The sequence below is a fragment of the Bordetella sp. 2513F2 genome (genome assembly GCF_054642735.1).
Genome location: NZ_CM137755.1, coordinates 384,912 through 406,456 on the forward strand (window position 1 = coordinate 384,912; position 21,545 = coordinate 406,456).

20 protein-coding genes are annotated in these 21,545 nt (G+C 65.9%); 10 read left to right on the forward strand and 10 right to left on the reverse strand.

The genetic code is table 11. The features are described 5' to 3' along the window. Positions 1 to 31 precede the first annotated feature (31 nt). Positions 32 to 1,252, forward strand: coding sequence for a muropeptide transporter (locus ACYBYQ_RS01840; RefSeq protein ID WP_459616695.1), 1,221 nt, complete (start codon positions 32 to 34; stop codon positions 1,250 to 1,252). A gap of 35 nt (positions 1,253 to 1,287) precedes the next feature. On the opposite strand, the gene ACYBYQ_RS01845 is transcribed toward ACYBYQ_RS01840, so the two are convergent. Genes ACYBYQ_RS01845 through ACYBYQ_RS01865 form a run of 5 tightly spaced genes read right to left on the reverse strand, consistent with a single transcriptional unit; the run spans position 1,288 to position 6,251 of the window. Continuing rightward, positions 1,288 to 2,070 carry an enoyl-CoA hydratase/isomerase family protein gene (locus ACYBYQ_RS01845; protein ID WP_459616696.1) on the reverse strand — a complete coding sequence of 261 codons (783 nt, stop codon included), beginning with the start codon at positions 2,068 to 2,070 and terminating at the stop codon, positions 1,288 to 1,290. Between the two features lie 15 nt (positions 2,071 to 2,085). Further along, positions 2,086 to 3,318, reverse strand: coding sequence for a CaiB/BaiF CoA transferase family protein (locus ACYBYQ_RS01850; RefSeq protein ID WP_459616697.1), 1,233 nt, complete (start codon positions 3,316 to 3,318; stop codon positions 2,086 to 2,088). Positions 3,319 to 3,340: 22 nt separating this feature from the next. Next, the gene (locus ACYBYQ_RS01855) at positions 3,341 to 4,294 is read right to left on the reverse strand and encodes a Bug family tripartite tricarboxylate transporter substrate binding protein (protein WP_459616698.1); all 954 of its coding nucleotides are present in this window, start codon (positions 4,292 to 4,294) and stop codon (positions 3,341 to 3,343) included. 42 nt (positions 4,295 to 4,336) lie between these two features. After that, complete coding sequence (locus ACYBYQ_RS01860; RefSeq protein ID WP_459616699.1) at positions 4,337 to 5,290, reverse strand: LysR family transcriptional regulator; 954 nt, start codon at positions 5,288 to 5,290, stop codon at positions 4,337 to 4,339. A 4-nt stretch (positions 5,291 to 5,294) separates the two neighbouring features. Continuing rightward, positions 5,295 to 6,251: a Bug family tripartite tricarboxylate transporter substrate binding protein gene (locus tag ACYBYQ_RS01865; RefSeq protein WP_459616700.1), complete on the reverse strand. Its 957-nt coding sequence runs from the start codon at positions 6,249 to 6,251 to the stop codon at positions 5,295 to 5,297. 200 nt (positions 6,252 to 6,451) lie between these two features. On the opposite strand from ACYBYQ_RS01865, the gene ACYBYQ_RS01870 reads away from it, so the two are divergent. Further along, complete coding sequence (locus tag ACYBYQ_RS01870; protein ID WP_459616701.1) at positions 6,452 to 8,785, forward strand: acyl-CoA dehydrogenase family protein; 2,334 nt, start codon at positions 6,452 to 6,454, stop codon at positions 8,783 to 8,785. 178 nt (positions 8,786 to 8,963) lie between these two features. Further along, positions 8,964 to 9,536: a trimeric intracellular cation channel family protein gene (locus tag ACYBYQ_RS01875; RefSeq protein ID WP_459618681.1), complete on the forward strand. Its 573-nt coding sequence runs from the start codon at positions 8,964 to 8,966 to the stop codon at positions 9,534 to 9,536. Positions 9,537 to 9,548: 12 nt separating this feature from the next. Here the strand turns inward: ACYBYQ_RS01875 and ACYBYQ_RS01880 are convergent, their stop codons facing one another. Next, positions 9,549 to 10,337, reverse strand: coding sequence for an exodeoxyribonuclease III (locus ACYBYQ_RS01880; protein WP_459616702.1), 789 nt, complete (start codon positions 10,335 to 10,337; stop codon positions 9,549 to 9,551). A gap of 144 nt (positions 10,338 to 10,481) precedes the next feature. Between ACYBYQ_RS01880 and pyrE the strand changes: the two genes are divergently transcribed. Together pyrE and ACYBYQ_RS01890 are read left to right on the forward strand one after the other, a co-directional pair. Further along, positions 10,482 to 11,159 carry an orotate phosphoribosyltransferase gene (pyrE, locus tag ACYBYQ_RS01885; protein WP_459616703.1) on the forward strand — a complete coding sequence of 226 codons (678 nt, stop codon included), beginning with the start codon at positions 10,482 to 10,484 and terminating at the stop codon, positions 11,157 to 11,159. Between the two features lie 385 nt (positions 11,160 to 11,544). Continuing rightward, positions 11,545 to 11,796: a hypothetical protein gene (locus tag ACYBYQ_RS01890; RefSeq protein WP_459616704.1), complete on the forward strand. Its 252-nt coding sequence runs from the start codon at positions 11,545 to 11,547 to the stop codon at positions 11,794 to 11,796. Positions 11,797 to 11,826: 30 nt separating this feature from the next. Here the strand turns inward: ACYBYQ_RS01890 and ACYBYQ_RS01895 are convergent, their stop codons facing one another. After that, entirely contained in the window at positions 11,827 to 13,062 is a 1,236-nt protein-coding gene (locus ACYBYQ_RS01895; RefSeq protein WP_459616705.1) for a hypothetical protein, read from the reverse strand. Between the two features lie 198 nt (positions 13,063 to 13,260). Then, positions 13,261 to 14,154: a LysR substrate-binding domain-containing protein gene (locus tag ACYBYQ_RS01900; RefSeq protein WP_459616706.1), complete on the reverse strand. Its 894-nt coding sequence runs from the start codon at positions 14,152 to 14,154 to the stop codon at positions 13,261 to 13,263. Between the two features lie 118 nt (positions 14,155 to 14,272). On the opposite strand from ACYBYQ_RS01900, the gene ACYBYQ_RS01905 reads away from it, so the two are divergent. The 4 genes from ACYBYQ_RS01905 to ACYBYQ_RS01920 all read left to right on the forward strand — a co-directional run bounded on the left by ACYBYQ_RS01905 (position 14,273) and on the right by ACYBYQ_RS01920 (position 18,221). Beyond that, positions 14,273 to 15,085, forward strand: coding sequence for a class II aldolase/adducin family protein (locus ACYBYQ_RS01905; protein WP_459616707.1), 813 nt, complete (start codon positions 14,273 to 14,275; stop codon positions 15,083 to 15,085). Between the two features lie 119 nt (positions 15,086 to 15,204). After that, the gene (locus ACYBYQ_RS01910) at positions 15,205 to 15,819 is read left to right on the forward strand and encodes a TRAP transporter small permease (RefSeq protein WP_459616708.1); all 615 of its coding nucleotides are present in this window, start codon (positions 15,205 to 15,207) and stop codon (positions 15,817 to 15,819) included. A gap of 13 nt (positions 15,820 to 15,832) precedes the next feature. Further along, positions 15,833 to 17,113 (forward strand): TRAP transporter large permease, encoded by a 1,281-nt coding sequence (locus ACYBYQ_RS01915; RefSeq protein WP_459616709.1) that lies wholly within the window; start codon positions 15,833 to 15,835, stop codon positions 17,111 to 17,113. Between the two features lie 97 nt (positions 17,114 to 17,210). Then, a complete protein-coding gene (locus ACYBYQ_RS01920; protein ID WP_459616710.1) occupies positions 17,211 to 18,221 on the forward strand; it encodes a TRAP transporter substrate-binding protein in 1,011 nt (336 codons plus the stop codon). Positions 18,222 to 18,334: 113 nt separating this feature from the next. Here ACYBYQ_RS01920 and ACYBYQ_RS01925 read toward each other — a convergent pair whose 3' ends face one another. Both ACYBYQ_RS01925 and ACYBYQ_RS01930 read right to left on the reverse strand, forming a co-directional pair. Then, positions 18,335 to 19,204 (reverse strand): PhzF family protein, encoded by an 870-nt coding sequence (locus tag ACYBYQ_RS01925; protein ID WP_459616711.1) that lies wholly within the window; start codon positions 19,202 to 19,204, stop codon positions 18,335 to 18,337. A gap of 44 nt (positions 19,205 to 19,248) precedes the next feature. After that, on the reverse strand, positions 19,249 to 20,202 hold the full coding sequence (locus ACYBYQ_RS01930; RefSeq protein ID WP_459616712.1) for a LysR family transcriptional regulator: 954 nt from the start codon (positions 20,200 to 20,202) through the stop codon (positions 19,249 to 19,251). Positions 20,203 to 20,408: 206 nt separating this feature from the next. On the opposite strand from ACYBYQ_RS01930, the gene ACYBYQ_RS01935 reads away from it, so the two are divergent. Then, the gene (locus ACYBYQ_RS01935; RefSeq protein WP_459616713.1) at positions 20,409 to 21,545 is read left to right on the forward strand and encodes a M24 family metallopeptidase; all 1,137 of its coding nucleotides are present in this window, start codon (positions 20,409 to 20,411) and stop codon (positions 21,543 to 21,545) included.

A 21,545-nucleotide genomic window follows, 5' to 3' on the forward strand; every position in this document is an offset into this window, starting at 1 on the left:
GGCCATCACTGACGCGCCGCATGCAATCAGGATGTACTTGAGCCGGCGCGTGGCGCCGCTGCTGGTGCTGGGCTTTGCCAGCGGGCTGCCGCTGGCCCTCACCGGCGGCACGCTGCAGGCCTGGGCCACCGTCGAGAACGTCTCGCTGCAGGACATCGGCTTCCTCACCCTGGTGGGCACGGCATACACGCTGAAGTTCCTGTGGGCGCCGCTGGTCGACCGCTACGTCCCGCCGCTGCTGGGCCGGCGCCGCGGCTGGATGCTGCTGACGCAGCTGCTGCTCGCCGCCGGCATCATGGCCATGGGCCTGCTTTCTCCCGGCCAGGCGCTCGGGCCCCTGGCCCTGCTCGCCGTGCTGGTGGCCTTCTTCTCCGCCACGCAGGACATCGCCTTCGACGCCTATCGCACCGACGTGCTGCAGAAGAACGAGCGCGGCGCTGGCGCGGCGCTGTCGGTGCTGGGGTACCGGCTGGCGATGCTGGTCTCCGGCGGCCTGGCCCTGGTGCTGGCCGACAGCTGGCTGGGCTGGGGCAATACCTATGTGCTGATGGGCGCGCTGATGGGCCTGGCCGCCCTGGTGACGCTGGCCGCGCCGGAGCCCGACGTGCCGGCCCAGGTGCCGCGGACGCTGCGCGCCGCGCTGGTCGAACCCTTCGGCGAATTCTTCCGGCGTCCCGAAGCCTGGACGGTGCTGGCGCTCATCGTGCTCTACAAGCTGGGCGACGCTTTCGCCGGCGCGCTGTCCACCACCTTCCTGATCCGAGGCGCCGGCTTCACGCCCACCGAAGTCGGCGCGGTGAACAAGATACTCGGGCTCAGCGCCACCATCGTCGGCGCGCTGGCCGGCGGCGCCCTGATGGCCAGGCTGGGGCTGTATCGCTCGCTGCTGGCCTTCGGCCTGCTGCAGGCCGTCTCCAACCTCGGCTACTGGCTGGTGGCCGTGGGGCCCAAGAGCCTCGCGCTGATGGCCGCCGTGGTCGGGGTGGAGAACCTGTGTGGCGGCCTGGGCACGGCCGCCTTCGTGGCGCTGCTGATGGGGCTGTGCGACCATCGCTTCACGGCCACGCAGTTCGCCCTGCTGTCGGCCCTCTCGGCGGTGGGCCGCACCTACCTGGCGGGTCCGCTCACCCCGCCGCTGGTGGAAGGCCTGGGCTGGCCAGGCTTCTTCATGCTCACGGTGGCGATTGCCCTGCCGGGCCTGGCGCTGCTGCGCTGGCGCCGCGCCGACGTGGAGCGGGCGGATCGGGCATAGCGGCAGGGCCCACACGCCGATCCGCCTGCGCCGGCTCAGCGCCCGTGAAACACGGGAGGGCGCTTCTCCAGGAAGGCGCGGCGCGCTTCCTGCGCGTCTTCCGTCTTGGCCACCTGTGCCGTCATGTCCTGTTCGTACCGGTAGCCGTCGCGCAGGCTCATGTCTTCGATGGCATTGGCCGTCTGTATCATCAGCTGCACCGACACCGGACTCTTGGAGGCGATCTGGCGGGCGATGTCCTGCGCTTCCCCGAGCAGCCGGTCCGCGGGCAGGCAGGCCTCCACCACGCCCTGCCGGTACAGCTCCTCGGCCGGCACCCGGTAGCCCGTGAGCATCATGCGCCGCAGGCGCGAATGGCCGAACAGCCGCTGCGCATGCTTCACCCCGCCCAGCAGGCCCACGTCGACCTCCGGCAGGCCCAGGCATGCTCCCTCCGCAGCTAGCAGAATGTCGCAGGATGCGGCAATGCCCAGGCCGGCGCCCAGCGCGGGCCCGTTGAGCGCAGCGATCACGGGCTTGGGGCATTCGCGGATCGCGTGGAACAGTTCCCTGGTGCGCCGCGAATGCTGGGGCAGCCCGCCAGGCTGGCCTAGCATCTGCGACCGGTTCTTCAGGTCCGCACCGGCGCAGAACACCCGCCCTTTGCCGGTCAGGACGACGCAACGTACTTGCGGGTCTTCGCCGAAGCAGTCCATGGCCAGGGTCAGGTCTGCGATGAGCTGAGTGCCCACCGCATTGACCGGCGGGTGGTCCAGCCATACGGTCGCGACATGGTCCTGGACCTGCACCTGTAGTGTCTCGAACTGGTAGTCGTGCATGCTTCCCTCCGCTGCTCAAATGACGTGTTCCGAGCGCAGCTCGGCGATTTCTTCCGGCGGCAGGCCGAACTCGCGCAGGACTTCCTCGGTGTGCTGTCCCAGCGTGGGCGGGGCGTCGCCCAGGCGCGGTTGGGCGTTCCTGAAGCGGAAGGGGCTGCGCACCTGCGGTATCTGCAGCCCCTCGGGATGGGGCAGCGTATAGCGCATTTCGCGATGCTCGACCTGCGGGTCCTCGAATACTTCGGCGATGTTGTTGATGGGCCCTGATGGCACGCCTTCGCGTTCGAGGGCCGCGAGCAGCCCCGCCTTGTCGCGCTGCGCCAGCTGCTCGTCCAGCCACGGATCGAGCAGGGCCAGGTTGACCACGCGCGCAGCATTGGTTCGAAAGCGCTCGTCCTCTGCCATTTCGGGATGGCCCAGCACCCGGCACAGCTTGGCGAACTGCTGGTCCGACCCGATGGCCATGATGATGCGGCCATCCCGGCACTGGTACACCCGCTGGGGCTGGATGTTCGGGTGGCGGTTGCCCCTGCGGGGCGGCACGCTGCCTGTGAGCAGGTAGTTCATCGCCTGGTTGGCCAGCAGCGTCACGCCCACGTCGAGCATGGCCATGTCGATGTGCTCGCCTTCGCCGGTCGCGTCGCGCCGGGCCAGCGCAGCCAGGATGCCCGTGGCGGCATACAGCCCGGTGATGAGGTCCACCATGGGCACGCCGATTTTCATCGGCCCGCCGCCCGGCCGGTCATCGGACTCCCCGGTGATGCTCATCATGCCGCTCATGGCCTGGATCATGAAGTCGTAGGCGGGCTGCTGGGCTCGCGGCCCTTCCTGGCCGAAACCGGTGATCGAGCAGTAGACGAGCCGGGGATTCTCGGCCCGGAGGTGCTCGTATCCCAACCCCAGCCGGTCCAGCGCGCCCACCTTGAAATTCTCCAGCACCACGTCGGCCTCGCGCGCCATGCGCCGGATCAGCGCCTGCCCGCGAGGCGATTTCAGGTTCACCGTGACGGATCGCTTGCCGCGGTTGCAGATCAGGTAGTAGCCCGACTCGCCCGTCCGGGACCCGTCGGCCCGGGACAGGAAGGGCGGGCCCCAGGCGCGGGTGTCGTCGCCCACGCCTGGCTGCTCCACCTTGATCACCGAGGCGCCCAGGTCTGCCAGCGTCTGGCTGGCCCAGGGGCCGGCAAGTACCCGGCTCAGGTCGAGCACGCGGATATGGGAAAGGGGATGATTCTGCTGCCGCAACATGATGCAGGGGCTCCTGGTCGTTCTATTTGGGGGTGATGCCGGCGTCGGCGATGACCTTGCGCCAACGGGCCTGTTCCTTGCGCACCAGCTCTTCCATCTCCGCCGGCGTGTTGGCGATGGCGAGGATGCCCTGTGTCAGCATCTGGGCCTTCACCTTGGGTTCGGCGATGGTCTGCTGCAGGGCCGTGGCCAGCCTGTCCACGACGGCTTGCGGCGTGGCGCGCGGAACCGTGATGTAGTTGACAGGCGACGCGTCATAGCCGGGCAGGGTGCGCGAGAGCGGCGGCACGCCAGGCAATACCGGCACTTCCTCGGGCGTCGTCACGCCCAGTGGAACGAGCCGGCCGTCCTTGATGAAGGCGGTGTAGATCCCCACGGTATCGATGGCCATGTCGCCGCTGCCGCCCACCAGGTCCTTGAGCGCCTCGCCGGTGCCCTTGTAGGGCACATGCTGCAGCTGGATCCCGGCCAGGCGCTGCAGCAGCTCGCCATTGAGGTGGCTGGAGGCGCCGATGCCTGCACTCACATAGGTGATTTCGCCCGGCCGCTTCTTCGCGAGCTGGATCAGTTCGTCCAGGGTCTGCACCCCCAGCTGTTTGTTGACCACCAGCACGCTGGGGGCCAGTGAAACCTGGGACACGGGCCGCAGCGCATCGGGGTCGTACGGCATCTCCTTGACCAGGAAGGGCAGCGTCATCTGCTGGCCCGGCGTGGTGTACAGCACCGTATAGCCGTCGGGCTCGGCCCGCGCCACGGCTGCCGCCCCGATGAGTCCGCCCGCGCCGGGCTTGTTCTCGACGATGACCTGCTGGTTCAGCTTGGCGGACAGCGTCTCGGCCACGACGCGCGCGGTGAAGTCGGCCCCGCCGCCCGGGGCGAACGGGACCACCATGCGTATGGGCTTGTCGGGGTAGCCGGCGTGCGCACTGCATGCGACCAGTGCCATGGCAATGCTGCGCCAGAAGAATTTCATCATTGTCCTGTCTCCTCGTTGGTATGCCTGTCTGCGACAGGTTCTTCAGTGCGGCGAGCCGTCGCGCGGCAGGGCGTCCAGGCGCGCCACGGATTCGTCCACGATCTCCCGCAGCATGGCGGTCACCACCCGCACGGCCTGCGTCGGGCGATCGGTCTGCATGAGCGAAACGATGCGGATCACGGAAGGCTGCACGATCTCCGCCGCCTGCAGCTCCCCCCGCTCGACTTCGGCTGCGACGACATGCCACGGCAACACGGTGTAGCCGGCGCGCCGCACCACCATCTGCTTCTGGATGAAGCCGGAATCCGCTTCCACCGCCACGCGCACATCCACGTCATGGCGCCGGCCCATCTCGTCCAGCATCATGCGCACGGATGACGGCTTGCACGACAGCACCAGCGGCAGCTTGTCCAGCGCCCTGAACGGCACGGTCGGGGCAGACGTGATGCGGTCTCCCGGCGGCCCGACGAGATAGGACGGAAGCCGGAGCAGCACTTCCTCGTCCTGCCCCACGGCATCGTGGCTCCGGTACGGCAGGCCGATGTCGATCTCTCGGCGCTGCAGCCAGCTTTCGATCTGCCCTGCGGCGCTCTCCACGATCTGCATGCGGATGTCGGGATATTCGTGCTGCAGCCGTAGCAGCAGCGGAATGATCAGCGGACCGCTCAATGACGGGAGGGTGCCGATGCGCACCAGGCCGGAGACCTTGCCGCGGCTGCTGGCCACGGCATCGCTCAGCTCCGATGCGCTGGCAAGCACCTGCTCCGCCATGGGCAATACCTGCTTGCCGAGTTCGGTGAGCTCGACGCCGCGCCCGTTACGCGTGAACAGATAGCCACCGCATTGCTTCTCCAATGCCGACAGGTAGCGGCTGACCGCAGGCTGACTGACCCCGAGCTCGATCGCCACCCGCGTGATGCTGGTGCTGCGGGCAACCATCGAGAAGATGCGCAGCGAGCGCAGGTCCCAGCCGGCGGGGTCGATAGGCTTGTTCATCGGCTTATTGGCCGGAGAGTTTTTCGGCTTTGATGATGGCGCCCCAGCGTGCGACTTCCTGGTCGAAGAACTGTCGGAATCCGGCCTGGTCGCGGTAGATCGCCACGGTGCCCATGTCGGCCGCCTTGCGGCGCACCTCGGGCTCGGCCACCACCGTGCGCAGGCGCGCCTGGAGCGCGTCGATGACGCCCTGCGGCGTCCCCGACGGCACGAAGATTCCCCACCAGCTCGAGGCATGCACCTTGGCAATGCCCAGCTCGTCCAGCGTGGGAAGCTCCGGCGCTTCTTCCAGGCGTTCCGGCGCGGCCACGGCCACGGCCTGGATGCGGCCCGACTTGACGTGCGGCATGGCCTGCAGCGTGTCGAAATAGGCGTCCACCTGCCCGCCGAGGAAATCATTGATGGCGGCCGACGTGCCGCGGTAGCTGACGTGCGTGACCTGCACGCCCGTCTCCCGGGCGAACAGCGCCGCCGCCAGGTTCGGGCTGGAGCCCACGCCGGAATTGGCGAACGTCAGATGGCCGGGATTCTCCCTGGCGTATTCCACGAGCGCCTGGACATCGGGCTTCATTCCCGCACGCACGTAGAGCACCAGCGGGCTCACGGCCACCTGAGCTACCGGCACGATGTCATCGGGCTCGTAGGGCAGCGATTCGATCATTGCCGGATTGGTGGCCGTGCCCACGCTGCCCAGCAGCAGGGTGCGGCCGTCGGGCGGGCTCTTGGCCACCTGTGCGGTGCCGATGGCGCCGCCGCCTCCCGGGCGGTTCTCCACGATGACGGGGCTGCCCTGGCCGGCCTGCAGGCGTTCGGCCAGGACACGGCCGTAAAGGTCGGTGACTCCGCCCGCCGCATACGGGACGATGATCCTGTCTATCCGCGCGTCGGTCGCGGCAGCCCATGCCGGGGCATTGCAGAGTGCGGCGAGGCATATCGCCAGCCGCGCGATGGTTCGATGCATGAATGTCTCCTCGCCCAATCCGGTTCGTCCAGCTTTTTGGGGTGTGGCGGCATTCTAGGAAGGATAGTCGGGCCGCAGCATGTCGATTCGTGCATAGCTGTTCTTATCGAAGCGTTATGAGTCATGCCGGCTTCCGCACCTAGAATCTGCCGGCTGAGAGCACCAGCAACGCAACGTGGGCAAATCCCCGAAGGACGACGATGGAGACACTCGATACCTATGCATTGTTCGGGCCGCTGCCCCGGCATGCCGACTTCATGGAGGCCGCTTCGGACATTCTGGCACGGGTCTCGCCGCTGACGCGGATCCGCGCGCTGCGTGGCGCCGTGCCGGGCTGGGAGCCGGCCGCCTGGCGCGCCTTCGCCGAAGCCGGCTGGACGTCGGTGACCGTGCCCGAGGACCTGGGCGGCCTGGGGCTGGAAACGGACGTGCTGGGCGCCATCGCCACGGCGGTAGGCGAATCGCCGGTCCCGGAACCGTACCTGGGCGGCATCCTGCCCGCGCTCGTGCTGCCGGCCTTCGCGGGCAATGCGCTGGGCAGGGACCTGCTGCGCGCCGTGGTGGACGGCTCCGCGGTGCTGGGGCTGGCTTGGCAGGAGCATCTGGGCGAGGTCGTGCCCGCCTCGGTGTCGACGTCGGTGAGCCGCGATTCGGGGCGCATACACCTGGTGGGCGCCAAGCGCTGGGTGGCGCCGGGGCCCGGCGCCACGGGATGGCTGGTGCATGCCCGCCTGGGCGAGGTGCCCACCCTGGTGTGGGTGCGGCCGGACGATCCCGGCGTGACGGTCGATACCGAACTGCGTGTGGACGGCAGCCTGCTGTGCTCGCTGCAGCTCGATGTGCTGCTGCCGGCCGAGCGCATGGTCGCGCAGGGCAGCCAGGTGGATGCCGAGTGCCAGCGCGCACTGGAGACGGCCCGGCTATTGCAGTGCAGCGAGCTCTACGGGATAGCCCGGCGCGTCTACGCGATGACGCTCGACTACCTGAAGACGCGCGTGCAGTTCGGGCGCCCCGTCGGTTGCAATCAGGCCTTGCAGCACCGCCTGGTCGACGCATACGTCAGCGTGATGGTGTGCGGCGCGCTGGTTGCAGACAGTTATCGCGAAGTGCGCGAGAACCCGCAGGCCCTGGCACGCGTGGCCACGCTGGCCAAGGCCCGCGTGGCAGAACGGGTCACGGCCTTGTGCCGCGAGGCGGTGCAGCTGCATGGCGCCATCGGCTATACCGACGAATACGACCTGGGCCTTTATCTCAAGCGGGCATTTCACCTGTCCAATTGGCTGGGCAGCCCGCGTACGCTGCTGCCCCGCGCCCTGGCGCTGCGCCCCGACGAGCCGCATGCGGCAACCCCCGAGGCCGCGGCAGGCGCACAGGAAGGCGATGCCGACTACAACGCCATGCCCGACGAGGCGTTTCGCCAGATGGTGCGGGCGTTCCTGCGGCAGCATTATCCCCAGCACCTGCGCCATGTGCCGCGCCGGCTGCGCCTGCACGAGGTGCGCGAGTGGTATCAGGCCCTGTCGCGCAGAGGTTGGCTGGCGCCTGCGTGGCCGAGCGAGCATGGCGGCATGGCGCTCTCGCCAGCCAAGCTGCTGGTCTACTTCGAGGAGATGGAAGGCTGGGGCGCGGCGCGGCTGCCCGACCAGGGCATCATCAACCTCGGGCCCGTCCTCATCCAGCACGGCACGCCCGAGCAGAAGGCCTACTACCTGCCGCGCATCCTGTCGGGCGAGCACATATGGTGCCAGGGCTATTCGGAGCCGAATGCCGGGTCGGACCTGGCCTCGCTGCGCACCGAAGCCGTACGCGACGGCGACCATTTCATCGTGAACGGGCAGAAAATCTGGACCACGCTGGCACAGGATGCCACGCACATCTTCGCGCTGGTGCGCACCGACAAGACGGTGAAAAAGCAGGCCGGCATCAGCTTCCTGCTCATCGACCTGAAGACGCCCGGCGTCACCGTCCGGCCCATCACCAACATCGTGGGCGAACAGGAGTTCTGCGAAGTGTTCTTCGAGGATGTGCGCGTGCCGGCGGAGAACTTGGTGGGCCAGCTCAATGCAGGATGGACCATCGCCAAGGACCTGCTGGGATACGAGCGCATCTTCGCCGGCAGCCCCCAGCAGTCGCGCCAGGCCCTGCACCACCTGGAGCAACTGGCCGACAGCCTCTCGCTGTTCGATGATTCCGAGTTCCGCTCGGTGTACGCGGAACTGCTGGCCTGCGTGAAGGAGCTGGAGGCGCTCTACGGGCATTTTGCCGACATCGTGCGGCGCGGTGAGCTGCTTCCTCCCTCCGTGTCCGGGATCAAGATCCTGGCCACCGAAACCTATGTGCGGATCGCACGCGAGCTCATCCGCTGGGCCGACGACGCCGGCGGCAGCTGGACCGGCCAGGCCATGCCCGACGGCACGGCGCTGATTCCGGCGGCGCCGTTCCTGCAATCGCTCGTGACGACGATCTATGGCGGCACCAACGAGATCCAGCGCAACATCGTGGCCAAGGCCGTGCTGCGGCTGCCGGCCGGCTGAAGCGCCGCCGGGCATGGCTCCCGCGGCGGACGCGGCACGGCAGTTGGCGGCGGAGCGTTGATCCGGCCGCGTCTGGTTCGCCTGGCGCAGGCCGCCTACAATCGGGGTCGCCCACGCGAGAGGAGGCGCCCGCACCATGCTCACCGTGTTCTATGTGATCGCCATCGCCGCCGAGGCCATGACCGGCGCGCTCGCGGCGGGGCGGCGCGACATGGACTGGGTGGGCGTGTGCACGCTGGCCTGCGTGACGGCCCTGGGCGGCGGCTCGATGCGCGACATGCTGCTGGGGCACTACCCCCTTACCTGGGTGCAGCATCCCGAATACCTCTGGGTGACGGCCGGCGCCGCGCTGCTCACGGCCCTGATGGCGCCCGTCATGAAGCACCTGCGCCGGCTGTTCCTGCTCCTGGACGCGCTGGGGCTTGCGCTCTTCACCGTCATCGGCTGCCGGGTGGCGCTGTCCATGGACCTGCCGGTGACCATCGTGCTGGTCAGCGGCATGATCACGGGCTGCGCCGGAGGCGTATGGCGCGACGTGCTGTGCAACGACATCCCGCTCCTGTTCCGCCGCGAACTCTACGCCAGCGTGTCGCTGGTCACGGGCGGACTGTACGTGGCCGCGCGCCACCTGGAGATGCCCGATTCCTGGGCGATGACGGGCGCCATGGGCGTGGGGCTGGCGCTGCGGCTGCTGGCGCTGCGCCAGAACTGGCAGATGCCGCGCTTCGTGTATCGCGACGACTGGGACTGAGCCCCGCAGGGCTCAGAGCGTGGCGTCGTAGTCCACCGTCAGCGGCGCGTGGTCGGAGAACCGTTCGTCCTTGTAGATCGCGGTGTGGCGGGCCTTGGCGGCGATGCCGGGCGTGGCGATCTGGTAGTCGATGCGCCACCCCACGTTCTTGGCCCAGGCCTGGCCGCGATTGCTCCACCAGGTGTATTGGTCCGGCCGCTCGTCCAGCGTGCGGAACACGTCCACGAAGCCGCGCCTGTCGAACACCTCGGTGAGCCACGCGCGCTCCTCGGGCAGGAAGCCCGAGTTCTTCATGTTGCCCTTCCAGTTCTTCAGGTCGATTTCCTTGTGGGCGATGTTCCAGTCGCCGCAGATTACGAACTCGCGTCCGGTCGTGCGATGCTCGTCCATCAGCGCGTCCAGCCACGGGCCGAAGCGGTCGAGGAAGCGGTACTTGGCCTGCTGGCGCTCGTCGCCGCTGGAGCCGGAAGGCAGGTAGGCGCTGATCACCGACAGGCCAGCCCAATCGGCGCGGATGATGCGGCCTTCCGGATCGAATTCCTCGCAGCCCAGCCCCGTGGTGACGCGTTCGGCCGCCTGCTTCAGGTAGATGCCCACGCCGCTGTAGCCCTTCTTGATGGCATGGCAGAAGTGGCCGGTATAGCCCGGGGGATGGCGCAGATCGTCGGTGAGGTCCGCCTCGGACACCTTGATTTCCTGCAGGCACAGGATGTCGGCGCCATGGGCCGCCATCCAGGGTTGCAGGCCCTTGCGGAAGGCCGATCGGATGCCGTTGAGGTTGAGCGAGGTGATGCGAAGCAAAGCGGGCTCCTGTTTTTCCGCCGGCGCGTGCGCCGGCAGGCTAGGGAATAAGCCGGAACTTTAACCCAGCCCGCACGCCCGGTCCGGATGGGCGGGGATGGCGGATAATAGCGGCTGTTTATCGACTACCTCCGGATCCCCCGCATGCCTGCCACGCCCGCCACCTCCGCCGATTTTGTCCGTTTCGCCCTGGATGAGGGCGTGCTGCGCTTTGGCAGCTTCAAGGTGAAGTCGGGCCGCACCAGCCCGTATTTCTTCAATGCCGGCCTGTTCAACGGCGGGCGCTCGGTGGGGCGGCTTGCCCGGTTCTATGCGCAGGCCCTGGTGGATTCCGGCATCGGGTTCGACATGCTGTTCGGCCCCGCCTACAAGGGCATTCCCCTGGCAACCGCAACGGCGGTGGCCCTGGCCGAGCATCCCGGCATGAACGGCCGCGACGTGCCTTTCGCGTTCAACCGCAAGGAAGCCAAGGACCACGGCGAGGGCGGCACGCTGGTGGGCGCGCCGCTGGCCGGCCGGGTGGTGATCATCGACGACGTGATCACGGCGGGCACGTCGGTGCGCGAATCGGTGGAGATCATACGCGCCGCGGGCGCCCAGCCGGCCGCCGTGCTGATCGCGCTCGACCGCATGGAACGCGCGGGCCCCGACGACGCGCTGTCGCCGCACTCCGCGGTGCAGGAAGTGGCGCGGGCCTACGGGATGCCGGTGGTGAGCATCGCCAGCCTGGACGACATCATGGGGCTGCTGCAGGCGGATGCCGGGTTTGCCGAGCATCGGGAGGCGGTGGCGGCCTACCGGGCGAAGTACGGGGTGGCTTGAGGGGCGGCGGGTCCGGCGTCGTCTTCCATCGCGGCCGCGCGCCGGGCGCGCTGCGTCGCATCGGCCCGACCGGCTGGCGCGGGCGCTGGACGCGCCCGCGTCCGTCGCCGCTCCCCACCCGGCGGGCCGTGGGGCAAACTCGCGTCCCTGCGGGCCGCTCAGACATGCCCCACGGAAAACCCCCCGCCGTGCAGGGACCGGCTCGGCAGCCGGTCAACGGGCCGATGCGACGCAGCGCGCCCGGCGCGCGGCCGGGTGTAACGATGCGGGCAGGTATGGGCATCATGGGACGCTGACGCAGGCCCCGTGTTGCGGGTAAGGTAGGGGCAAAGGCCTTGATTGCCCGGCACTTCGGCCTGTGCCTGCCAGCGGGAACCCGAACATCATGAAGACCTTTCGTTCCGCACTGCCGCTCGTCCTCGTGGCGGTTGCGTGCGCGTCGATTGCCGCCTGTGCGGACAATCCGCCCCGGACAACCGATCTGGATTATCGGAGCCCGCCCCCTTCCGCCACGCACGGTGCGAGCGGCGCTCCGGGTTCGTCGGGTCAACGTCTGATCATAAAGTCCGGCGAGGGGGAGAGGTTGAATCTGCCCTGGTTCATCCGGGATACACAGGACTGGATCAATAGCAATTGATTGTGGCTCGCCCGGGGCCTGTCAACAGGCCTAGTCCGCGTAGAAACTCCCCATGATTCCGTCCATGGCGGGCAAAGACCGCTCATACAGGGCCGCTGCCTGCGCAGCGGTTTGGCCGCTCGCGATGCAAGTCAGCATCCAAACGTGGGACGGTGTCAGGTGCATCCGGGTCTGCGCCATGTTGTACTTGAATACGGCATGGGGCCCGTCGAATTTGTAGACGGCGCGTTGCGCGGCTTGGTTGGCGACGTTGACGCCACTGCGCTCCAGGAATTCAGGGGTCTCGCTGTAGGACTTCAACCAGTCGCGCCAGGTGGCTTCCGGCCAGAGCGGCGCGCGTTCTCCGGCATTCAATGCCAGGCGGCCGGCGGCATCGCTTAAATTGATCAGGCAGTTGACGGGTTCACCCTGCTCGTTGCTCGGCGCGAGAAGCCTGAGCGACATCGTTGAAGGCTGGGCCGGCGCTTCGCTCACCCGCCAACCGTTTGGAATCCACACGCCATGCGCTCCGCTTGGGAAGATATATAGGGTGTAGCCCTCGCGTTCCTTCCTGATTGCGGCGGACCCGCTGCTTGCGGGCAAACGAAACTGCACGCGCACGCTATCAAGAACTTTAGTGAAATCAGCCCGGCTGCTTCGGTAAACGGAGGCGACGGCAGCCGGATCTGAGGATCGCGCCGCGCAGCTCACTTGCACGACGCCGTCGGCGGACAAATAGCTTCGCTCTTCCATCTTTACGTGCCGCGGCGTAGTGTCGTTCCATTTTCGCGCGCTCGCGGTCATCGACACTTGCTGCACTCGCATGCCGGAAACCGACCATGCCCTGGTCTGCAAAATATCCACGGATTCAAAAGGACTTTGGTAATGGCGCTTCCAATCCTCGGTGGACCACTGTGCCTTTTGCCGCATCTCCGGTGGCACGGCGTTGCTGCCCTTTGTCCATGGCCGCGTATCGACAGTAATGGTGCATTGCGCCACAGCGCCATTGGGCAGGCGGGGCGCGAGGAACAGCGAAACCCAGAGTCCCGGCGCCACCTCGCCTGCCGAAATGCGCTGCCACCCCGCCGGTTGCGTCAGCCTGACATGACCCTGAGCGATCTGAACGGGCTCATCTGTCTGGGCCAGATGCGGGACAGGCATGCCGGGCGCATGCTGCGCCTGCAGCGGCGTAAGGCCGGCGGCGATTGAAACAAGGCAAGCCAATGGTGCACGCAAGAAACGCATGGGGTTATTCAGCAGGGTGATTTCGAAGCGTAGGTTCGTCAATGCTGGAAGGGAACGACTGCGGGCGTAAATATAGTCCAGGAGCCAGCCCTTTGCCGGAAGCCGCTGTTCGCGACTGATGGCTCCGACCTGTTATTGCCGTCGGCGCCTCATCAGCAGATGCCTGCTGTACAGCGGTTCTGCAATTCGGCACTGTGTCGGTGGCCGGCTGCTGTCAGCCCTCAGCGCTCTTCAAGCCATTCAACCGTCCAGTTCCCTGCGCAACCACGCCACAAATGCTCCCAATACGGGATTGTTGCGGTCGGCCTCGCGGTAGCAGAGGAAGTGCAGTTTCTGCGTGATGCCGATGAATCCCGGGCCGTCCAGCGCGACCAGTTCGCCGCGCTGGATTTCCTGTTCGGCAAAGCGCACGGTTTCCAGGGCCACGCCCATGCCGTCGGCGGCGGCGGATACGGCCATCAGTCCGCGATCGAAGGAAGGGCGTGGCCGTGCCGGCAGCTTCACGTGGTTCTGCCTGCACCAGTCCGACCAGCGTACCGGGCTGAGCTGGGAATCGATGAGCACCCATTGCGTGACCCATTCCGGGGTGACGGGACCCTTGGCCTGCTGCAGCAGCCTGGGCGACACCAGCGGTGCGGTGATTTCCTCGCCCAGGTCCGTCACGCAGACTCCCGGGGCGAGGGGGGCGTGGCCATAGCTGATATGGACGTCGATCTGCGCGGCCTTGCTGAGGTCCACGGGCTCGGGGCCGGACGACAGGCGGAACGTCACGTCCGGGTAGTCCTGCATCAGCCGCGGCAGGCGCGGGTTCAGCCATTTTGCGGCGAAGCTCGGCGCGGAATGTATGGCCAGTTGCGCGCGGCTGCGCGATGGCTGCAGGGCGGCACAGGCCTCGTCGATGCGGTCCAGCGCGGGCGTCAGTTCCCTGAGCAGCGAGCGCGCCTCTTCGGTCAGGGTGACACGCCGCGTGTGGCGCAGGAACAGCTCCTTGCCGAACCAGCTTTCCAGGTTCTTCACCTGATGGCTGATTGCCGAAGGCGTGAGGTTCAGCTCTTCACTGGCCCGCTGGAAGCTGGCGTGGCGGGCCGCGCATTCGAAAGCGACCAGCGCAGTGAGGGGAGGGAGGCGGCGCATGCGGTAGTATAGGTGAGAAAAACTCATCTATACACGAAATTTTATCGTTTGTGGGGTATGCAGCGGCTCTTTAGGATGCGCTGGAAATAAACAATTCCATGCCTATGAGGAGACTCGCATGTTGGATACCGCCAAGCGCATTTCCATTTATCAACCCGAGCAGCCGGGACTCAAGTTCCCGGAGGTCCAGCAGTTCGAATCGATCGAGCAGGAGCGTCTGCATCGCAAGCAGCGGCTGGTGGCGGCGTGCCGGGCGTTCGCACTGGAAGGCTTCGATTACGGTTTTGCCGGGCACCTGACGGTGCGCGATCCCGAGCGTACAGAGCTCTACTGGACCAATCCGATGTGCGTGCATTTCGCGCAGGTATCCCTCTCCAACCTGATCCTGGTGGATCATGACGGCCGCGTGCAGGAAGGCGACTACGCCGTGAATCGCGCGGGTTTCGTGCTGCACGCCGCCGTGCATGAGGCGCACCCGGATATCGTCGCGATGTGCCATGCGCATACCGTCTATGGGACTGCATTTGCCGCCCTAGGCCGCCCACTGGACCCGATATCGCAGGACGCCGCGGCGTTCTTCGAGGACCACGTCGTGATCAAGAGCGAAGCCGGCCAGGTCGCGGTCGAGAAGCAGTCGGGCCCGAAGGTCGCCGACTGGTTCAAGGGTGTGAAGGCCGCCATACATCAGAATCACGGATTGCTGACCGCCAGCCGCCACAGCATCGATTCCGCCGCCTTCTGGTTCATCGCCCTGGAACGCTGCTGCCGCCAGCAGTTGATGGTGGAGGCCACGGGCGCCAAGCCCGTGCACGTCAGCCCGGAACGGTCGCGCTACAGCCGCGAGCATGTCGGCAGCGAGTACATCGGCTGGCTCCACTTCCAGCCGATCTGGGACCACTTGGTCAAGACGCAGACCGGTATCCTGGCCTGACGGCCACGGTTCGCAGCATTGCCGGATACGCAGGCCGACAGACGCCTGCGATCCGTCTGGCCGGATGTGCAGGGCCACGGCGAAACCCGCCGATACCCCTATTTGAGGAGACAGCACAGATGAAGCGCATCATCGATGCCTATTTCCTGTTGCTCAAGGGCATGTTGGTATTGTGCCTGGCAGGAATGGTGGTTCTCGTGTTTGGCAATGTGGTACTGCGATACGTGTTCAACTCCGGCATCGCGACCTCCGAGGAAGTCTCCCGCATCCTGTTCGTCTATGGGACGTTTCTTGGCGCAATCGTCGCGCTGCGCGAGCGCAGACATCTGGGCGTCGATACTCTGCTTGTGCGGCTGTCGCCGGCGGGGCGCCGGCTTTGTGCCGTGGCCGCCTACGGCTTGATGCTGCTGGCCAGTTGCGTGGTCCTGGTGGGGAGCTGGTCCCAGACGCTCATCAACTGGTCCGTGAAGATGCCGGTGACGGGCTTGTCGATGGCCCTGCAATACGGCGTGGGCGTGGTCTTCTCCATCTCGGCGATATGCATCCTGCTGGTGGAGCTTGCCCGGGTTCTGCGTGGCGTGACACCGGATACGACGGCCTCCCAGGAGGATGCGATGGTGCTCGAGCAGCTCCAACCGGAGCACGCCGGGCCAGGCAGGCCGGGGCCGCGAGGCTTGGCTGCACGTTCCGAAGCAGGGCACTCCGGCCATATGCCCCGCCGCGCTTTGCCCTGATGCGGAGACCAGCATGATCGTGGCAATCTTTGCTTCCACCCTGCTGGCTTCGGCGGCAATCGGGGTCCCCATCGCCTTCGCGCTCATATTGTGCGGCATTGCCATGCTGGCGATGATCGACATGTTCGATGCGCAGATCGTGGCGCAGAATCTCATCAACGGGGCCGATAGCTTTCCGCTGATGGCCGTGCCGTTCTTCCTGCTGGCGGGCGAGGTCATGAACCGCGGCGGCCTGTCGCGCCGTATCGTCGAGGCGGCGATGTCGCTGGTCGGCCACTATCGTGGCGGGCTGGGCTATGTGGCCATCATGGCGGGCTGCCTGCTGGCTGCCTTGTCGGGATCCGCCGTGGCCGACGCGGCAGCGCTCGGTGCGCTGCTGGTTCCCATGATGGCACGGGCCGGGCACGACAAGCGCTATTCGGCCGGCCTGGTTGCCGCCGCCGGCTGCATCGGGCCGGTCATTCCCCCTTCCATCGGTTTCATCATCTTCGGTGTGGCGGGCGGGGTGTCCATTACCAAGCTTTTCCTGGCCGGCATCGTGCCGGGGCTTCTGATCGGAGCGTGCCTGGCGGCTGCCTGGTGGCTTGTTGCCCGGAACGAGGCAATCGAGCCGCCGCCGCGCCAGAGCGCGGCCGTGCGGGTGAAGGCGCTGCGCGAAGCCGTTTGGGCTTTGCTGCTGCCCGTGATCATCGTGGTGGGACTGCGTTTCGGCGTATTCACGCCCACGGAAGCCGCCGTGGTGGCGGTGGTGTACTCCCTGTTCGCCGCGGTCTGCCTCTATCGCGAAATGCGCATGAAGGACCTGCCCGAGCTGCTGCTGGCAACGGCCGTCACGTCTGCGATCGTGATGTTCCTGATCGCGGCCGCCCTGGTGGCCGCCTGGGTCATCACGGTGGCCGACCTGCCCGGGATGATCATCGACCTGCTCGATCCGCTGATGGACTCGCCAGTGCTGCTGCTGTTTGTGATCATGCTGCTGGTGCTGGTCCTGGGCATGGCGATGGACATGACGCCGATGATCCTGATCCTGACGCCGGTGCTGCTGCCGGTCGTCAAGCAGGCGGGCATCGATCCCGTCTACTTCGGGGTGATCTTCATCATCAACTGCTCCATCGGCCTCATCACGCCGCCCGTCGGCAGCGTGTTGAACGTGGTGGCGGGCGTATCCAAGACCTCGCTCGAATCCGTTGTCAGGGGCGTATGGCCGTTCCTGCTGGCGGAGCTGGCCGCCTTGTCGCTGATGGTGGCGTTCCCCTCCATCGTGACGGGCCCCGCCCGTTGGCTCAGCCAGTGAGCCCGCTCATACCGACGGCCATTGCGGCGGGCCGCCGCATGGCCGTGGTTTTCCGTTCCTTCAATCCCAGACTGCCCAAGAATAGGAGACATTCCCCATGATGCAGCACCTGCGCAAGATCGCCATCGCCCTGGTCGCACCCTGTGTGCTGAGCGCGACGGCGCACGCCGCCGATATCCAATCGCGCACGCTCAAGTTCAGTCATGTGCAGCCCGCCGACAGCCACATGGGGCTGGGCGTGAAGATGTTTGCCGAGGCTGTCGCCAAGAAGAGCGGCAACAAGATAAAGGTGCGCGATTTCGCGGGCGGCACCTTGGGAGGAGACCTGCAGACGCTTTCCGCCCTGCAGGGAGGAACCATCGACCTCACCACCTTGCCGCCCAGCCTCATGGTGGGCCTGGATCCCGCATACGGGGTATTCGATCTGCCCTTCCTGTTCGACAACTTCAATGAGGCCGACAAAGTCCTCGACGGCGCCATGGGCCGCAAGTTCCTGGAAAACGCGCCGAATGGATTGGTGGGCCTGGCCTACTGGGACCATGGTTTCCGCAACGTATCCAACAGCAAGCATGCCATCACACGGCCGGAGGACTTCCAGGGCCTGAAACTGCGCGTCGTCCAGACACCCCTGATGGTGGAAAGCTTCAAGGCCCTGGGCGCCAATCCCATTCCGCTTTCCTTCACGGAGCTGTTCACCGCGATGGAGACCAAGGCGGTGGATGGGCAGGACAACCCCATCGTGGCCTTCGAGACGAACAAGTTCCAGGAGGTGCAGGGCTATCTCTCGCAAACCCGCCATGTCTACAACCCCTTGATCGTGCTGATCAGCGAGAAGACCTGGAACAAGCTTTCCGATGACGAGAAGCAGATCATCGCCTCGGCCGCGGAGGAAGTGCGCACGGAGCAGCGTCGGGTGTCGCGCGCCATGGAGCAGAAGTCCATAGAGCAGATCAAGGCGCAGGGCGTCACCGTCAGCGAGATCTCTCCTCAGGAGAGGGCCCGCATGCGCGAACTGACCCAGCCGGTGGCCGAACGCCTGGCCAAGGACATCGGGCCGGACGTGGTGGCGGCCATGCAGGAAGAAGTGCGCAAGGTGCGCGCGCAATAGTAGGGAGTGTTGGCACAGGGGCCGTGTCGCTTGGGTGCTCCGGCCCATCTCCGCCCTGCCGAATGTCGCGGTGGGGCAGAGATAGGTCGTGCATCCGTTGAAACGGTTCTGTTTCAGATGATGTTGGCTCGTCCACCCAGCAGGACTGTTGCTCCCCGGTGTTCTACCTGCACAACACCACCGCGGGCTGAGAGCGCCCGTCCCACCATGGTTCGTCGGCCAAGTCGTGAAGCCCAGTAAGGCGTAAGGCACAGATGTGCCACGCCGGAGACCGGGTCTTCCGGGACTCCGTTCGCAGGTGCAAAAAAGCGGGAGACAAAGTCTATGTCATTTCGTCCCGGTGCAGTGGCGATGACGGCAGGCAGGTTCAGTGCGGCCAGTGCGGTCAGGTCGGGTGCAAGGGCTCGTACTGTGTCGGCGTCGTCGTATATACAAAGGTAATGTTTTGCTGCCAGCGACTGTATCGGTGTTTCCCCAAGCGCGGCTGCCAGGCGTTGGGCCTCGACGGATTCGGGCGCCAGTGGCACTGGCGGCAGGGCCGGCATCTCGAGACTATAGGTTGCGTTCTGGCCACGCGATACGGTGAACGTGTCGCCTCGTGAGTGGAATACCACTTTGGCGTAGCCGGGGTGCAGGCGTTCCAGTACGACACAACCGGCTGCCAGTGTGGCGTGCCCGATCATGTCGATTTCCTTCGTGGGCGTAAACCAGCGGATATCGAAATCGCCTCCGCGGGGAACGATGAATGCAGTTTCAGAAAGAGCCAGCCGAGCGGCAGTGTCCAGCATCACAGCATCATGAGGCCAGGCGTGAAGTGGGCATACGGCAGCAGGATTGCCGCTATCGGGGCCATCGGTGAAGGTGTCGACGAGTAAGCATTCCATGGCTGTCGGTGCGCGAAGCAGATCGCGATCTAAGGAAGACAGCTGCAGTGTGCCGATCGGAGCCGCGCAAGGTCCAATAAAGAATATTGGGTAACCCATGTACGGATGTTATGGCAGCGCGGCTGCGGTAAGGCCATGCACTGTTATGCCGCCGGGATGCTGCGATAGATTGCGTCGGTCATGCGCTGCAGCTGGTCCACCCGGCGCAGTGTGCCTTCAATGAAGGCTTGCGCCAGACGGGAGGGTTCGCTGTTCTCCGGCGTGAGCATGGCGTAGTCGTAGGCCACGAAGGGCTGCAACGGGCGTAAAACCAGGCCGGGATGCTGGAACGCCATGGCGGTCAGCGGATCGATGATCGCGATTCCCATACCTTCGTGCACCAGCATGGCTGCCTGCGCCGACATCGAGGTTTCCACCGACGACACCACCGACACGCCAGCCTGTTCGAACGCCTCGTCCACCAGAGAGCGCAGCATGCTGTCGGAACCCAGCGAGATGATGGGGTCAGACGCGAGCAGGGCCGGTGTTACATACGGCTCGGCGGAAAGCGGATGGCTGCGCGGCACCATGCAGATCGCCGGGAGCGCTGGAAAGGTACGAACGCGCACGCCGCTCTGGTTCACCGGCAGCGCTGCGAAGCCAAGGTCTATCTGCCCGCTGGCCACCCATTGGGCCACGTCCTGGGAGCTGCGCACTTGCGAGGCTAGGTTCACGCCCGGATATTGCTGTTGGAACGTGCGGATGATGGGCGGCAGCAGCCCCAGTGCCAGCGCCGGTGACGAAGCGATGCGCAGGTGACCCACCCGGAACGTCGCAATTTCCTCGGCCCGCTTCGTGATCCATTCGAGTCCGGAGAAGGCGTGCTGCACTTCCCGGAACAGCAGCTGACCTTCCGCCGTGAGCTGGAAGCGTCGCGACCGGTCGAACAGCGTAAAGCCGATGGCTTCCTCAAGGTCGGCCACTAGCCGGCTTACGGCAGGCTGGGAGATGTACATGCGCTGTGCAGCGCCCGACACGGACCCAGCCAGGGCCACCATCCGGAAGGCTTCCACTTGCCGGAGCGAAATGCGATTGCGCGGGAACGATGGTAGGGACATAGCGATGCGCCAAGGTGGTTCAACCCCATTATCGCTATAACACTGGCAAATAGCGATTGCATCAAATGCAATTAGACCTGATGAGATGGCCAGGGCATGATCCGCGTATCCGTCAACGCATCAGTGAGGCCCACTTGAATCCGAAGTTGTATAGAACCCGTATCGCGGGTGTACAGGCAGAGCTTGCACGCCGCGGTCTGGACTGCATGCTCGTCATCAAGCCAGAACACGTGCGCTACCTGTCCGGCGTCTGGGGCTATTCAACCCGGCCGGAGTACGCCAGCCCGCGGCGGCTGGTGGCCCTAGTTGTACCGGCGAAGGGTGAACCCACGCTGATCGTGCCCAAGATCGAGCTCAATTTCGCCAGCAGGCGTACATGGATTGGGGACGTGCGGCATCACGTCGAGTGGTCGCCGCGGCCTAGCGAGGTGTTTGGCGGCCTTGCGCTGCTTGATGTGGTGCTGAAGGAAAAAGGCCTTGCACGGGGACGCGCGGGCTTGGAACTGGGGTTCATCTCGGCGCGCCTCTACGGCATGCTGCGCGAGAGCTTTCCGCAACTGGAAATGGAAGAGGCATCGAACGTAATCGAGCGGCTGCGCATGATCAAGTCGCCCGAAGAGATCGATATCATGCGCATCAGCGGACGCATGGCCGTAGCCGAGCTGCAGGTGGAGTTCGACGCCATCCGAGCCGGCGTGCGCGAGTACGAAATCGCTCAGAAGGGGCGAGCCGAAGCTACGCGCCTCTCGGCCGAGTACATGATCGCACATGACGACAACCCCATGCCGATCGACCATCCCATCAACGACGGTCTGCAGATCCTCACCTCGAACGAGCGGCTGGACATGGTGCATGCGCCAGCGTCCACGCGCTTGCTGAGCGAAGGTGACGTCATCCTGCTCGATTTCTGCCGAATTCCTCAACTCTACCATTACCGCATCGGGTTTTCCCGTAATGCGGCGCTGCGCGAACTTACGGCGCAGGAGCAGGAGATGTACGACATCGTCAACCACTCCTACGACAAGGCGCTAGAGGTACTCAAACCCGGGCTGCCGGCGGAAGGTCCGGACCTGGTGGCTCGGGAGATCCTGGAGAGCGCAGGCCTTGCCGATAGTTTCGTCCACCGTACGGGTCGGGGCGTCGGACTCGAAGGTGTGGAAGGGCCGGAGATCGGCGCCGGCGACAAGACTATCCTCCAACCGGGCATGGTCGTCACGGTGGAGCCCAGTATCTACTACCAAGGCTTCGCCGTACATGTAGAGGACACGTATCTGATCACCGATGCCGGTTACGAGCGCTTGACGGAGTGTCCGCGAGAGGTCAAGGTCATTCCGGTACGCTAG